The organism is Neorhizobium turbinariae, from assembly GCF_023223505.1.
GTDB lineage: Bacteria > Pseudomonadota > Alphaproteobacteria > Rhizobiales > Rhizobiaceae > Neorhizobium > Neorhizobium turbinariae.
In genome coordinates, this window is record NZ_JALPRY010000008.1 from 312,990 (window position 1) to 326,463 (window position 13,474).

Annotated in this window: 13 protein-coding genes; 3 read left to right on the forward strand and 10 right to left on the reverse strand. The window is 58.7% G+C overall.

Annotated elements, in window-relative coordinates; translation table 11 throughout:
- Positions 1-10: 10 nt before the first annotated feature.
- Complete coding sequence (locus M0654_RS08055; protein WP_248682623.1) at positions 11-973, forward strand: ABC transporter permease; 963 nt, start codon at positions 11-13, stop codon at positions 971-973.
- Positions 974-1,056: 83 nt separating this feature from the next.
- Complete coding sequence (locus tag M0654_RS08060; protein ID WP_248682624.1) at positions 1,057-2,142, forward strand: ABC transporter ATP-binding protein; 1,086 nt, start codon at positions 1,057-1,059, stop codon at positions 2,140-2,142.
- Positions 2,143-2,189: 47 nt separating this feature from the next.
- On the opposite strand, the gene M0654_RS08065 is transcribed toward M0654_RS08060, so the two are convergent.
- From M0654_RS08065 to M0654_RS08105, 9 genes are all read right to left on the reverse strand, one after another.
- A complete protein-coding gene (locus M0654_RS08065; RefSeq protein WP_248682625.1) occupies positions 2,190-3,032 on the reverse strand; it encodes a carbohydrate ABC transporter permease in 843 nt (280 codons plus the stop codon).
- Positions 3,029-3,913 (reverse strand): carbohydrate ABC transporter permease, encoded by an 885-nt coding sequence (locus M0654_RS08070; protein ID WP_248682672.1) that lies wholly within the window; start codon positions 3,911-3,913, stop codon positions 3,029-3,031. The genes M0654_RS08065 and M0654_RS08070 overlap by 4 nt, the downstream gene beginning before the upstream one ends.
- 67 nt (positions 3,914-3,980) lie before the next feature.
- Positions 3,981-5,255: an extracellular solute-binding protein gene (locus M0654_RS08075; RefSeq protein ID WP_248682626.1), complete on the reverse strand. Its 1,275-nt coding sequence runs from the start codon at positions 5,253-5,255 to the stop codon at positions 3,981-3,983.
- A 48-nt stretch (positions 5,256-5,303) separates the two neighbouring features.
- The gene (gene arfA, locus M0654_RS08080; protein ID WP_248682627.1) at positions 5,304-6,812 is read right to left on the reverse strand and encodes an arabinosylfuranosidase ArfA; all 1,509 of its coding nucleotides are present in this window, start codon (positions 6,810-6,812) and stop codon (positions 5,304-5,306) included.
- 101 nt (positions 6,813-6,913) lie between these two features.
- The gene (locus M0654_RS08085) at positions 6,914-7,837 is read right to left on the reverse strand and encodes an ArsR/SmtB family transcription factor (RefSeq protein ID WP_248682628.1); all 924 of its coding nucleotides are present in this window, start codon (positions 7,835-7,837) and stop codon (positions 6,914-6,916) included.
- A gap of 134 nt (positions 7,838-7,971) precedes the next feature.
- A complete protein-coding gene (locus M0654_RS08090) occupies positions 7,972-9,126 on the reverse strand; it encodes a mandelate racemase/muconate lactonizing enzyme family protein (RefSeq protein ID WP_248682629.1) in 1,155 nt (384 codons plus the stop codon).
- A gap of 27 nt (positions 9,127-9,153) precedes the next feature.
- Entirely contained in the window at positions 9,154-10,425 is a 1,272-nt protein-coding gene (locus tag M0654_RS08095; RefSeq protein WP_248682630.1) for a TRAP transporter large permease, read from the reverse strand.
- A gap of 33 nt (positions 10,426-10,458) precedes the next feature.
- The gene (locus tag M0654_RS08100; RefSeq protein WP_118851825.1) at positions 10,459-10,938 is read right to left on the reverse strand and encodes a TRAP transporter small permease; all 480 of its coding nucleotides are present in this window, start codon (positions 10,936-10,938) and stop codon (positions 10,459-10,461) included.
- A 62-nt stretch (positions 10,939-11,000) separates the two neighbouring features.
- Positions 11,001-12,038 carry a TRAP transporter substrate-binding protein gene (locus M0654_RS08105; protein WP_248682631.1) on the reverse strand — a complete coding sequence of 346 codons (1,038 nt, stop codon included), beginning with the start codon at positions 12,036-12,038 and terminating at the stop codon, positions 11,001-11,003.
- 130 nt (positions 12,039-12,168) lie between these two features.
- On the opposite strand from M0654_RS08105, the gene M0654_RS08110 reads away from it, so the two are divergent.
- Complete coding sequence (locus M0654_RS08110) at positions 12,169-12,909, forward strand: GntR family transcriptional regulator (protein WP_248682632.1); 741 nt, start codon at positions 12,169-12,171, stop codon at positions 12,907-12,909.
- Positions 12,910-12,986: 77 nt separating this feature from the next.
- Here M0654_RS08110 and M0654_RS08115 read toward each other — a convergent pair whose 3' ends face one another.
- Complete coding sequence (locus M0654_RS08115) at positions 12,987-13,418, reverse strand: Lrp/AsnC family transcriptional regulator (protein WP_248682633.1); 432 nt, start codon at positions 13,416-13,418, stop codon at positions 12,987-12,989.
- Positions 13,419-13,474: the final 56 nt, after the last annotated feature.

A 13,474-nucleotide genomic window follows, 5' to 3' on the forward strand; every position in this document is an offset into this window, starting at 1 on the left:
AACGGTACGCATGAATGAACGCATGCCAAGCTTCGTCCGGCGGCTCGATCGGGCGGTGGTGATCGCTTTCGCCTGCATTGTCCTGCTTCTCATTTTGGGGAGCCTTTATTCCAGCAGCTTCCTCTCGCCGGAATACCTGCTGCAGCAGTTGAAAGTGGCTTCCTTCCTAGGTGTCATTGCCACGGGCATGATGCTGGTCATCCTGCTTGGCCAGATCGACCTTTCGGTGCCTTGGGCAGTCTCCACGGGCGCCATGATGGCCTGCGCGGCCGCCGCCTATGGCGACGTGGGCGCGGCCTTCGCCATCCCGTTTGGTATCTTGTGCGGCGTCGCGATCGGCGTCGTCAACGGCCTCGGCGTCGCCTATCTGCGCATCCCGTCGATGATCATGACACTCGCCACCAATGCTGTCGCCCAGGGCGCCATGGTGGTTTACACCGGCGGCTTCTCGCCGCAGGACAGCGCCACCGGTGCGATGCGCTTCCTCGCTACAGGATCGATGATCCCCGGCATTCCGAACGTCGTGATCATCTGGGCGCTTGTCGGCGCCGGAATGGTATTCGTGCTGACGCGCACGAGCTTCGGGCGATGCGTCTATGGCATCGGGAACCGCGAGCGGGCGGCTTATCTGTCAGGCATCAACACGCGGCGCATCGTACTGATAGCGTTTGCCGTGGCCGGCGGGCTGTCGGCGCTTGGTGGCATCCTGCTCGCAGGCTATGCCTCGAAGGCTGCGCAATCCATGGGTGACGCGTACCTGCTGCCGGCAATTGCCGCAGTCGTTCTTGGCGGAACCTCGATCATCGGCGGTCGTGGCTCTTACCTTGGCACCATCGCGGGCGTGATCCTCATCACGCTCCTGCAATCGATCCTGTCGGTGATGCAGATGCCTGAAGCCGGGCGCCAGATCATCTACGGCCTCGTTATCATTGTCATGCTGCTGCTTTACGGGCGCACAGCAGCTGAGCGGTGATCCACCGATATCTCCAGCCACCATCCATATCTTGACTTCCGATACATACCGGAAAGAATGATGCGAGCTCTGGGAGGAGATGGATGGCGGAAATTCGTCTGGAGAATGTATCGAAAAGCTTCGGCTCGGTCTCGGTCATCAAGGACATCTCGCTGACTGTCGAGGCGGGGGAACTCGTCGTCTTCCTTGGGCCTTCCGGGTCGGGCAAATCGACGCTTCTTCGCATGATCGCCGGGCTTGAGACGATTGACTCCGGCTCGCTTACCATCGGCGACGTGCGCAGCGAGACCTTGTCGCCGGGCCAGCGCAATGTTGCGATGGTATTCCAGAATTATGCGCTTTATCCGCACATGAGCGTGCGGGACAATATGGCTTTCGGGCTCCAGAATATTGGCCTTCCAACGGCGGAAATCGAGGCGCGGGTGTTGACCGCTGCCCGCATGCTGGAAATGGAGCATCTACTGTCGCGCAAGCCCGCACAGTTATCCGGTGGGCAAAGGCAACGGGTGGCCATTGGCCGTGCGATCGTCAAGGAGCCGAAGGCCTTTCTCTTCGATGAACCGCTGTCGAACCTCGATGCCGCGCTACGCGTGCGCACCCGGGTCGAGCTCGCCCAGCTTCATCAGCGCATGAAGGCGACGATGATCTATGTCACGCATGATCAGACGGAGGCGATGACGCTGGCAGACCGCATCGTCGTTCTCAACCAGTGCAAGATCGAGCAGATCGGGACGCCGATGGAGGTCTACCTCAAGCCCGCTTCGCGCTTCGTTGCAGGGTTCATCGGAAGCCCCGGCATGAATTTCCTTCCCGTCGAAGTTCTGCGCCCCGGGCGGACGCCGGTGCGGCTCGGAAACGGATTAGAATTCGAGATCGAAGCACCTGTCCCCCAAGCCGGGAAGTTCGATCTCGGTATCCGGCCGGAATCAGTGCGGATCATGACGGCGGGTGCCGACCCATCCCGTCCCACGACAACGGCGCAGGTGAGCGTCGTGGAACAACTCGGCGAACGCACGCTCGCTTATTGCACGCTCGAAGATGGCTCGCAGCTCATCGCGCAGGATAGCGGACGCTCGAGCGTGCGCCCCGGAGATCGCGTGCAGGTGGGCCTCGATCCTACGGCAGTCCACCTGTTCGACGCAGACGGAAGATCCTATCAAGCCGCTTGAGTCACCGCGGCAGGGCTCTCGCTCAAGCGAATGCGAAAGGCGTGGCCCTACCCCTTGATGCCGGCCGACAGGGTGATCGCTTCCGTCACCCTTCGCTGGAAGATCAGGTAGGCGAGCGCCACCGGCAGACCGGCAAGCACCGCCGCCGTCAATTGCCGTGCATAATAGACGCCGAATGCATCATTGACCTGGGTGATGCCGACCGTGATCGTCATCATGTTGGTCTTGGTTACCGCCAGGAACGGCCACAGGAACGAATTCCACGACCAGATGAAGCACACGATCGAAAGGGCCGTGGTGACACCCCAGTTCATGGGGATATAGACCCGCGTCAGGATGCGCCATTCGGAAGCATTGTCCATCACCGCCGCCTCGCGAAAATCCTTCGGCACGCCATCGAAGAACTGCTTGTAGACGATGATGATGACCGGGTGGATGAGCTGCGGCAGCACGATGCCGCTCCATGTGTTGATAAGGCCGAGATCCGCCACCAGCTCGAAATGATTGATGATCAGGGTTTGCATCGGGACCATGAAGCTTGCCAGGATGAGCCACCAGAGCATGCTCCGAAACGGGAACTTCAGCTGCGAGATGGCGTAGCCGCAGAAGAGCGACGAGCTGACTGTGAGTATGGTGACGGCCGCCGCGGTCACGATCGAGTTGATGTACCAACGGCCGATTTCCGTCTTAGTCAACGCAAATACATAGTGCGACAGCGTGGGGGTATCGGGCCACAGCTCGATATAGGGCCGCACCACTTCGTCCTCCGGCTTCAGCGACGATACCACTGCCCAATAAAGCGGGAAGGCCCAGACTACCGCGCACAACACGGTAATCACGGTGATGACGAGGCCGATGATGTTCAGCCGACGTGCGGTTGCTGCTGTCATCTTGATCGCCCTCCCGAAAGGCGCGTCAACTGGAAGTTCAACACCGACACGACGATGACGATGATGAACAGCACGACAGCCACGGCCGCTGCCCTGCCCCCCTGGTCTGACTGGAACGCTCTCTGGAAAACGTAATAAACGAGCACGACGTTGTCATTCGGGCGCCCGCCGGTTGAAAACAGATAGACCTGGTCGAAGATCTTGAGCTGGGAGATCAACTGGATCGTCAGCACCAGCGCAGTGATCGGCCACATCAGGGGCCAGGTGATGCGGCGGAAGGTCGACCAGATGCCGGCATTGTCCAACGCCGCGGCTTCGTAGATCTCAGCTGGTATGGCGCGCAATCCCGCAAGGAACAAGAGAATCGAGAAGCCGGCCGTCCACCAGATCGTGATCACACCCACCGCCGGCATGAACCACGCCGTCGACTTGAAGACCGGAATGCGCTGGATGCCGAGCAGGTCAAAAACATGCATCGCGATGCCGAACTGGAAGTTCAACGTCCAGTCCCAGAGGAGATAGACCACCGAGACCGGGAGAATATAGGGCAGGAAGAACAGGGCGAGGATCGCGGCCTGAAGCCGCCCTATAAGGCGATTGACGCCGAGCGCAATGGCGAACGCGATAAGCGTCCCCGGCACGACGGTGATGAGCACAAAGTATGCTGTGTTCCAAACCGCGGTGTTGAACCTCCGGTCGGAAGCGAGGCGCGTGTAATTGTCGAAGCCGACATAATTTCCCTCGCCGATCAGCGGCGCATCCGTAAAGCTGATCATGAAGAGCTTGATCGTCGGGTAGACGAAGACAAGGCCATAGATGGCGACGAAAGGCGCGACAAGCGCCAGGGCGAAAAGCGTCTCCCTGCGCCGGTTTCTGAGCATCATCCTCCCGCTCCCCTGCATTCAAAAGCGTAGGCCCGGGTGACCATGATCGCCCGGGCCATGCTGGTCAGAGGTCCTCCAGACCAGCCTTGATCTCCTCGACTGCTTCTGCAGGCTCCATCTCGCCGTTCAGCGTCGGCACGAAGAAGTTCGACATCACGTCGAACATCGGCCCGGCGATGCCAGCAAGTGGCGTCTTCGGGTCGAAGATCATGTTGGTGGTGAGCGAGGAGTAGGTCGCATTCGGCTCCATCGCCTTGTATTCTGCCGAACTGGTCACGGGACCATAGGCGGGAATATGTCCGGCGGTCGCCCAGAAGAGCGAGTTCTTTGAGATCCAGCTCATGACCTCCAGCACGGCCGCGCGCTTTTCCGGGCTCATCTCCTTGCCCTTATTAGATGGAATCGCGAAGCTGTGGCTGTCGGCATAAGTTGAAGGATGATCGAAGATCACCGGCAGTTCGACAGCACCCCAGTCGAAAAGCTTGCCGTTCTTGGCAAGGTCCGTCATCGTCGGGACTTCCCAGACGCCGTTGATCATCATCGCCGCCTCACCCGAGGTAAACAGCGCGACCGTTGCAGGATAGTCGGTATAGGTGGACTGCAGCCCCTCCTTGGTCCAGTCAGCCAGAACAGACAGCGCATTTTCGAGCTTCTTGGCGTTGTCGCCGGCAAGAAACTCCCCGTCGGTCATCAGTTCGCCGTCCTGCTGGCCCATGAACGAATAGATGGTGCGGAACATGAAGTTACCATCGGCCGTCACAGAGCCGAGTGGGAACTTCACACCCGCCTCCTTCAGGGCCTTAAGTGTCGCGGTGAAGTTTTCGCGCGAGTCCATGCCCTTGGGCTTGCCGTCGTCACCGAGTACGCCAGCCTTCTTCAGCAGGTCCTTGTTGTAGTAGAGCACGATCGGATGCGTATCGAGCGGCACGGCATACTGCTTGCCCTCGGAGGTCACCGCATCCCAGGTGGCCGGCGCATAGTCGGACTGCGACAGCCCCATCGTCTTCCAGTCATCGGCCGTGATTTCCTGCAGGATACCCTGCTTGACCGCGAGCGGGATACGGCTCGCATGATAGGTCATGATATCCGGCGCCTCTCCCACGGCAGCAGATGTCTGGACCTTGGCGTAGAAGGGCGTTCCCCATTCCAGCGTCGTTGCATCGATCTTGATCTTGCCTTGATGAGCTGCGTTGAAGTCCGATATGAGCTGCTTCATGCGCACGCCATCACCGCCGCTCAGGAAGTCCCACCACGTCACGGTTTCCTCGGCATGGGCGGCGGAGGTCATGAGACCGCCCGCCACAAGCACCGCCTTTGTCAGTCTGAACCAATTCGGCATGTCACTTTCCTCCCTAGACAGGCGGGATTTAACCGCCACCGATTGATCTTACAGTTGGATCCTGATCATGGAATACGAGTACGGCGGAACCGACAAACGAACGTCGTTGCCTTCCACCACCGCATCCGTCGTCTTGCGCGGAGCGACGTTGTCCGGATTGTCCTTGGTATTGCGCGCCTCCAGATCATCATGCTTGATCAGCGTGTGTTCAACGCTCCTGATGTTTCCGAAGCGCTCTACGCAAAGCTTGATGTTCGCCGGCTCGGACCCGTGGCGGTTGATGGCGAAGAAGGTGAGCGTTCCTGCATCGCCGTCATGAACACCGGCAATATCGAGGTAAGGGACAGCATCCGCGACATCGGCCGTGTAACTCGCGCAGTCCACATCAAGCTGTAGCGCAGTCCCGCGCCCGTAACGAGACGCCAGATGAAAGGGATGGTAGATCGTCTGCCGCCAGGAGGCGCCACCCGGCTCGGTCATGATCGGCGCGATCACATTGACCAATTGCGCGATGCAGGCCACCCGCACGATGTCCGACCGGCGGATGAAGGTGTTGATGATACAACCGACCTGCAGCACATCCTCGAAATTGTAAATGTCCTCAAGAAGCACCGGAGCATGCGGCCAATCCCATTCCCGCATGCGCTTCGCGTCGTTCTTGCGCTCGTGATACCAGACGTTCCACTCATCAAAGGAGATCTTGACGTCTCGCTTCGAACGCTTGCTCGCCTTCACGAAGTCGATGACGCCGCTGACGGTGCCGATGTAGCGATCGAGCTTCTCAGGCAGGGCCAGGAATTCCGAGGTCTTCTTCTCGTAGTTCTCAAAATACATGTGCAACGAGATGTAATCGACCTGGTCGTAGGTCGCATCGAGAACGGTCGCTTCCCACTGGGGATAGGTCGCCATGTCGGAGTGGGAGGATCCGCAGACGACAAGCTCAAGCTTGTCATCGAAGGCGCGGATGGCCTTGGCCGTTTCGTTCGCCAGGTGACCGTATTCGGCAGCGCTTTTGTGGCCGACCTGCCAGGGGCCATCCATCTCATTGCCGAGGCACCAGAGCTTGACGTTCCACGGTTCCGCACGACCATTCTGGCGACGCAGGTCGGACCATTGGCTGCCACCGGGATGATTTACATATTCCACGAAGTTGCGCGCGGCATCCAGGCCACGCGATCCGAGATTGACCGCCAGCATCATCTCCGTGCCGGCAGCCTCAGCCCATTCGGCAAATTCATGGATGCCAACCTGGTTGGATTCGGATGTACGCCAGGCGAGGTCCAGGCGCGTCGGGCGGCTTTCCTTCGGGCCGATTCCATCTTCCCAATTGTAGGCTGAGACGAAATTGCCGCCGGGGTACCGGCAGACGGGCGTGTCAAGTTCGCGAACGAGGTCAATCACATCCTGCCGCATGCCGTTCGGGAGCGCTGTCGGATGATCGGGCTCGTAGATGCCAGTGTAGATCGCACGTCCTAGATGCTCGAGAAACGACCCGTAGAGGCGCTTGTCGATATCCGCGATTGTATAACGCGCATGCGCAGTAACCCGAGCGTCCAAAGCCCTCTCCTCCCGAGGTCATATCCATCTATTCGGTTTGTATCCGAATTGTTGGTATATGAGCCCGAACCGGCAGGGCGCGTCAAGTCAGTCTATGATCTCTAGACCTGAATGCGAAGCACGATATCCTGGCCGTAGTTTCCGAAGCCGCTGCCGAAAATGTTGATGCCGCCGGGATGTTCGGCATCGTCCTTCACGCCGATGCGCATCCGGATCGAACGATGCTGGTCCAGGTGTAGGTCATCGAGAGTGACGTTCGAAATCTTCATACCGTCAACGAAACTGCCCTGTCCGTTGATGCGCCAGTTTTTAAGCATCCCGTATTGCGATCCCGCCAGCTTCCACCAATCCGGCGTAAAGTTACCGCGTTTGTCGCCATAGTCTCCGGGAGATGTCCATGTGCCGATCTCGGTGCCGTTGACCTGAAGAAAGATGTCTGACGGCCAGTTGGCGGATGTTCCCGGCACCTCGGAGCTCAATTCCATCGCGAACTCGATTGCCTTGGGCTTTGCCTTCTTCAGCAGGGTGTTGTTGGGAAACTGGTATTCAACAAAGCCAGTATTGAACCACAGAAGGCCCGCCTTCATGCGGTTCGGATCAAGGAAGGTGTCCGGGACATCAAGCAGGCCGATGACACCATCCCTCGAGCACATCCCGCACGGGCCGGAGACTTCAAATTCGGTATAGAGGCCCAGAGGCATGGACACGGTGATCGCTTCCGCCATCCGATCGGTGACTGGTTCCGAGAACGAGATGAGGATCTCGCGGAAGGCTGAATAACAAAGCTTCTGGCTGCCCTTCTTGGCGCGCTGACCCTCGGTGTAGATCAGGCCGCAATCCTCGAGCACTTTAAGATTGATCGACGCGGTCGACTGCGGGAGCTTCAGCTCCTCCGCGATCTCATTGACATTCTTCGGGCCACTCGTGCGCAGGAGCTTCAGCATCATGACGCGGACATCGCTAGCCAGGCCTTTGATGAGGTCTTGCCGCTCAATCGGATCAATCACCAGTACCTTGTCAGTCATCTTGTCCCCACGCCGCTCGCTCCTTCATATCAGAGTTTGCGATATGGTGACAACAAGGGCTGTGAGAGGTGCTGCCACGCCACTCGGCAGGCGGACGAGCGGGAGGATGCCGGAGCGCGCTCCCGCAGATGCGGCTACCAGTTTGTGAATGATCCATCCGTCCGGCGAAGATGTGGCGGCTCTGAATATTCAAATGGCATCTTCTGAAGCTCTGCCTCATCGACTTCGATACCCAATCCCGGCGCATCGGGAACGACATAGAAAGCGCCATCCACCTCGATCTGTTTCGGGAACAGTGTCCGGTTGTCAAAGCCCCAATGTTGTTCTGCAGGACTCTGCCGGCATTCGAGCCAGCCGAAGTTTGTGACCGCGGCGCCAAGATGGACCGAGGCGGCGGTACAGATCGGTCCCAGCGGATTGTGCGGCATCAGGTCGATGTAATGCGCCTCGCACCAGCCAGCGACCTTCATCGCTTCGGTGAAACCACCGACGTTGCAGATGTCGATCCGGCAGAACTGCATGATGTCACGTTCCACGTAAGGCAGGAACTGCCACTTGGACGAAAACTCTTCGCCGATTGCAAAGGGGACATCAGTCATCCGGCGGAGCGCCTCGTAGGCCGTGGGCGTCTCGTCTCGAATCCCCTCCTCGAGGAAGTCGATCGTCCCCTTGGGCATTTTCTGGCAGAAAGAGGCCGCTTCAGCGACGCTGAGGCGATGGTGGTATTCAACGCCCAGTGTCATGGCATGACCGACTTCTGCACGCGCCTTGGTCACCCATTCCGCCGTGGTTGCGATCGAGTCGCGAGGTTCGAAGTGGTCAAGGTTCTCCTGCCCCGTAGCGATGAATCGAACGCAGTTCCAACCCGCTTCTTTCAGCATCACCGTCTGCTGGATCATCTGCTCGCCGGGCTCCGCCGAAGTCGTGGCGAAAGCCGGCACAAGGTCACGCTGCTTGCCGCCAAGCAGTTGATAAACCGGAACACCAAGCGCTTTGCCCTTGATATCGTGGAAGGCAATGTCGAGCGCGGCTATGGCCGCGGCAAGAACCCGCCCGCCCTCAAAATACTGGCTGCGGTACATTTCCTGCCACAGGGCGCCACAACGCATCGGATCCCTGCCCAGCAAGAACTGCGCGTAATGATCCAGCGCACCGGCCACAGCCTTCTCACGATAGGAAAGGCCTGACTCGCCCCAGCCATGGATGCCGCTGTCTGTCTCCACCTTGACGACAAGCTGGTTTCTCGCGCCCACGCGAGCGATGTACGGTTTGATTGCAGTGATTTTCATTCGTTCATCCGAGAGTATGAAAAGGCGTCAGCGCAGCAAGTTCGGCAGCCAGGTCGACAATGACGGGAAAAGTATAAGGAGCAGGATGACGCCGATCTCTGCGAGGATGAACGGCATCAGTTCCCGCATCAGCGGGGTCATGCGGATGTTCCCGATCTTCATCAGGATGAAGAGCACGACGCCAACGGGAGGCGTGATGAGCCCCATGGCAAGCGACAGGATGATTACCATCGAAGCTTGGATCGGGTCGATGCCAAGCTGAATAATGGTCGGCATAACCAGCGGCACGAAGATCAACAATGCCGCGCCGATATCTAGGAACATACCGAGAAACAGCATCAAAAGCATGACGCCGAGCAGGAACAGCATTGGGCTGCTCTGGAAATAGGGAGCGATCGCCTTCACCACACCCCCGATCCCCAGAAGGTTGAGTGCATAGGAGAGGATCGATGCTGCGGCGACCAGAAGATAGATCGTGGCGCTGCCGCGCGCTGATATGACAAGAGCATCCCAGAGATCGCGTAGAGTGATAGACCGGAACAGGAAGAGGCCGAGCAGGGCGGCAACGAAGACCGCGATCCCTCCCCCCTCGGTGGCGGTGAACGCTCCGGTTACCATCCCCCCGACGATGATGAACGGCAGCAGCATGACCGCCGTGCCCTCGATCAACAGCCTTGGAAGATCCTCGCGCTTGACCGTCACGATTGACTTCGGAAGTCCGCTTCGTACCGACTTGATGAGGATGACCACCGCACACGCTACGCCAAAGAGCACACCCGGTATTACGCCCGCCACGAAAAGATCAACCACTGAGAGGCCGGTCACCGCAGCCATGATGATCGCCAGGCCAGACGGCGGGATGATCGGCCCGATGATCGAGGACGCGGCGGTAACGGCTGCGGAATACGGCTTCGTATATCCCTCCTTCGGCATGACCGTCATGAAGAAGCGGCCAAGCGCACTGGCATCAGCGACGGCCGAGCCCGACACTCCAGCAAACAAGACCGAGGTGCCGACGTTGGTATACGCGGTGCCTCCCGGCAGGCGACCGGTAAAGATGGAAGAAAGATAGATAAGCCGGGTCGTGATCCCGCTGCGGTTCATGATCTCCGCAGCCAGAATATAGAACGGCATAGCGAGGAAGACGAAGCTGTCTACCCCCGCGAAGAAGCGTGTGATGATGACCTGCAGAGGGATGCCAGCCAGCCAGACCCCGAGCGTGCCCCCAAGGCCCAACGCCATTGCAATCGGGACACCGCCCAGCAACAGCACCATCGAAAGGATTGCAACCCAAAGCATTTTCGGTCCTCGGAGGGGATTAAACTCGCGGCGTCACTCGGCCTCTTCGATGCCGAATCCCGAGATCCAGCACAGCACGATCTGGACAAGGATCAGCACGGAGCCAACCGGGATCGCCATATAAGGAACGATCATGGGCATGCCTGACGCCGCAGCATTCTGGGCGGCATTCCGCATTGCAGCCGACCAGCCATAGTAAGCGAGCAGGACGAACAGAACGCCACCAACAGCGTAGAGCGCGCCGCGAACGGCGTGCCGGAACTTCGGCGACACGATGTCCTGGAGACCTTCGACTGCCATATGCTCAAGGCGGTAGACCGCAGTCACACTGCCCAGCATCATCAGCCACATCATGATGTACCGCATGGTCTCTTCGCCCCAGCTCAGCGACGTTCCCAGGAGGTACCGTCCACCGACCTGCGTGAAATTGATAAGACACACCACAAGCAGGATGGCCGCCGCGATGATTTCACAACCTCGGGCGAGGCCACGGGAAATGTCGGAGATCTTCATGTTCAGGGATCCAACAAGAATAAATGGTGTGCCGTCATGATGGCGGCACACCCTGACGGTCGTCAGTTCGCCTGACCGTAGAGCTTCTTTTCAGCCTCAGCGACTGAGGTCTCCACCTTGGAAAGCAGGTCCTCGCCCACCTGCTCGGCGATGTATTTCCGCACAGGCTGGTACACGGCATCCTTGAATGCCTGCTTTTCTTCCGGCGTGGACGTATGAACCTGAACGCCCTTCTCATCGGCGATCATCTTGGCATAGATCCAGTCGCCCTTCGTCTTCTCGACGTTTTCGACTGTTGCCATTACGCGCGCGCCTTCCCGGACGATCGCCTGATGCGCAGGGCTAAGTCCTTCGAACCAGGCCTTGTTGGCCACGATGATATGAAGGCCGAGGACATGCTCGTTTAACGTCAGATGCTTTGCGACATCAGCCGCACCGCCAGCATAAAGCACCGGCGGAGGGTTCTCGAGGCCATCAACAACGCCCTGCTGCAACGCCATCACGGCTTCGGAACCAGCGATAGGCGTCGGGTTGGCACCAAGCGCCTTCACCATTTCCATGTAGACCGGGCTTTCCATGGTCCGGATCTTCATGCCCTGCATGTCTGCGGGAGTCTTGATCGGTCGAACATTGTTGACGAAGGACCGGAAGCCGTTCTGAGAGAACGCGAGCGCCTTGATACCCGTCTTTTCCTCGATGTCCTTCAGCATCCATTCGCCAAACTCGCCGTTCATGACTTCCCATGCAACGGGCGCGGAACGGAACAGATAAGGCAGAGACCAAGCCTGGATTGGCTTGTAGAATCCCGCAAAGGCGCCGTCCGACGGTAGCGTCATTTCAAGCGTTCCGGACTGGACCATTTCCGTAGTGTCTCTTACGGAGCCCATCTGGTTGCCCGGAAACAGGCGCACTGTCAGTTCGCCATTGCTCTTGTTCTCGACGTAGTCCTTGAACGCCTTCGCAGCGTTGTACTCCGGGTTGTCACCCTCGAACATTTCGAAAGCAAACTTGATTTCCGCCGCTGACGCGGCAGCCGCGCCGAACACTGCGGCAGCGCCAAGGGCCAGCGCCCCGAGAATGCGTGATTTTAGCATGAACATCGGTAGTCCTCCTCCACTTTTCCCTTCTCCGTCACCTATCAAAATTCAGCAATTGTACAAAGTCAATGGGCGTTGATGTATGATTCCAGCTGGGCTAAATGAGTGAAATATTCTGAAGAGGCGAACCTTGATGTTGAATGGGAATGTCGAACCTGCCGGTGCCGCTCGTCAGGCTCTACCAGAGGTTTCGTTCCAGCCGCTGCATGAGCGGATACGCGAGGACATCATCAACGGTGTCCTTTCCGAGGGATCATGGTTGAAGACCCATGATCTCGCCCGCCGCTATGAGGTCAGTACAAACCCCATCCGCGAGGCGCTGCACCAGCTGAGCGGCGAAGGATTTGTCATTATTCACCGCAATCGCGGCGCGCGCGTCAGGACCTTGGATGAGACGTTCGTCCGCAACATCTTCGATATTCGTGCCCTGATTGAGCCTTATCTCGTCAGCCTCTTCGTGGAACAGGCGACAGAGGAAGACCTGGCGGCGATGGAGCAGGTTCAAGTACGCATTGAAGAGCGACCGTCAGACCAGATCGAGTTGGATCGGCTGGATGATGCCTTCCATGGGATCATGTATGACCGCCACTTCAATCAGGAGGCGCTGGCAATTCGCCAACGCCACAGCGAAGCCGTTCGGGGACTTGCCCGTCGGTATCCGGTGAGCCCGGCGCGACGCGTCGCCATGATTCAGGAGCACAGAGCAATCATGGAAGCGGTTGCGCGGCACGACGTGAAGGCAACCCAAGACATCGTCGAGAAGCACGCTCGCGCGGCGGAACGAAACCTGATCCAACGAATGAGGCAAGCGATCAAGGGATCGCCACCGGCTTGGTCGGAACAGCTCAACGTGGCTGATGGCCCTGTCGCGTGACATCAGCGACTACGCGAAGAAGCGCTAGGTCAGGCTTAGACTCCAAGCCCGTGCGACGATCTCAGTAGGTTCTCTCTTTATCGGGAGATTCGCGTCGAAAGGATGATCGATGACAGCGTTCGCTCCACGCCGGCAATTGCCCCGATCTCATCGATGAGCGAATCGAGCTCGGAGATGGAGGGAGCGGCAATGATGGCGATCAGGTCAAACGTGCCGCTCACCGAGTGAAGCGCCGTGACGGCCTTCACCTTCTCCAGCGACGCTGTCACCTGCGCGAGCGCCTTCGGTGCGATGGTGATGAGGATATGAGCACGCACGAGGCTTGAACGGTACTCGTCTGACAGCCTCACCCCATAGCCGGTAATCACCCCTGCCCTCTCAAGGCGCTCCAGCCGCGCCTGTACCGTCGTTCGCGACAGCGAGAGCTTTTTCGCCAGCGAAGCAACCGGCCGGCGGGCGTTCTCACCGAGTAACGCCAGAAGTTCGCGGTCCTTGTCCGTTAGCTGCATAGATCCTGCATCCTGTCAAAAGCGCTCGTCAGAATGCCGATATATATACCGCATCC

Coding starts and splice junctions, on each gene's coding strand:
- M0654_RS08105 (WP_248682631.1), bottom strand. CDS start 12,038: ATGTTCATGCTAAAATCACGCATTCTCGGGGCGCTGGCCCTTGGCGCT.
- M0654_RS08110 (WP_248682632.1), top strand. CDS start 12,169: ATGTTGAATGGGAATGTCGAACCTGCCGGTGCCGCTCGTCAGGCTCTA.
- M0654_RS08115 (WP_248682633.1), bottom strand. CDS start 13,418: ATGCAGCTAACGGACAAGGACCGCGAACTTCTGGCGTTACTCGGTGAG.
- M0654_RS08065 (WP_248682625.1), bottom strand. CDS start 3,032: ATGACAGCAGCAACCGCACGTCGGCTGAACATCATCGGCCTCGTCATC.
- M0654_RS08070 (WP_248682672.1), bottom strand. CDS start 3,913: ATGCTCAGAAACCGGCGCAGGGAGACGCTTTTCGCCCTGGCGCTTGTC.
- M0654_RS08085 (WP_248682628.1), bottom strand. CDS start 7,837: ATGACTGACAAGGTACTGGTGATTGATCCGATTGAGCGGCAAGACCTC.
- M0654_RS08075 (WP_248682626.1), bottom strand. CDS start 5,255: ATGCCGAATTGGTTCAGACTGACAAAGGCGGTGCTTGTGGCGGGCGGT.
- M0654_RS08100 (WP_118851825.1), bottom strand. CDS start 10,938: ATGAAGATCTCCGACATTTCCCGTGGCCTCGCCCGAGGTTGTGAAATC.
- M0654_RS08060 (WP_248682624.1), top strand. CDS start 1,057: ATGGCGGAAATTCGTCTGGAGAATGTATCGAAAAGCTTCGGCTCGGTC.
- M0654_RS08095 (WP_248682630.1), bottom strand. CDS start 10,425: ATGCTTTGGGTTGCAATCCTTTCGATGGTGCTGTTGCTGGGCGGTGTC.
- M0654_RS08055 (WP_248682623.1), top strand. CDS start 11: ATGAATGAACGCATGCCAAGCTTCGTCCGGCGGCTCGATCGGGCGGTG.
- M0654_RS08090 (WP_248682629.1), bottom strand. CDS start 9,126: ATGAAAATCACTGCAATCAAACCGTACATCGCTCGCGTGGGCGCGAGA.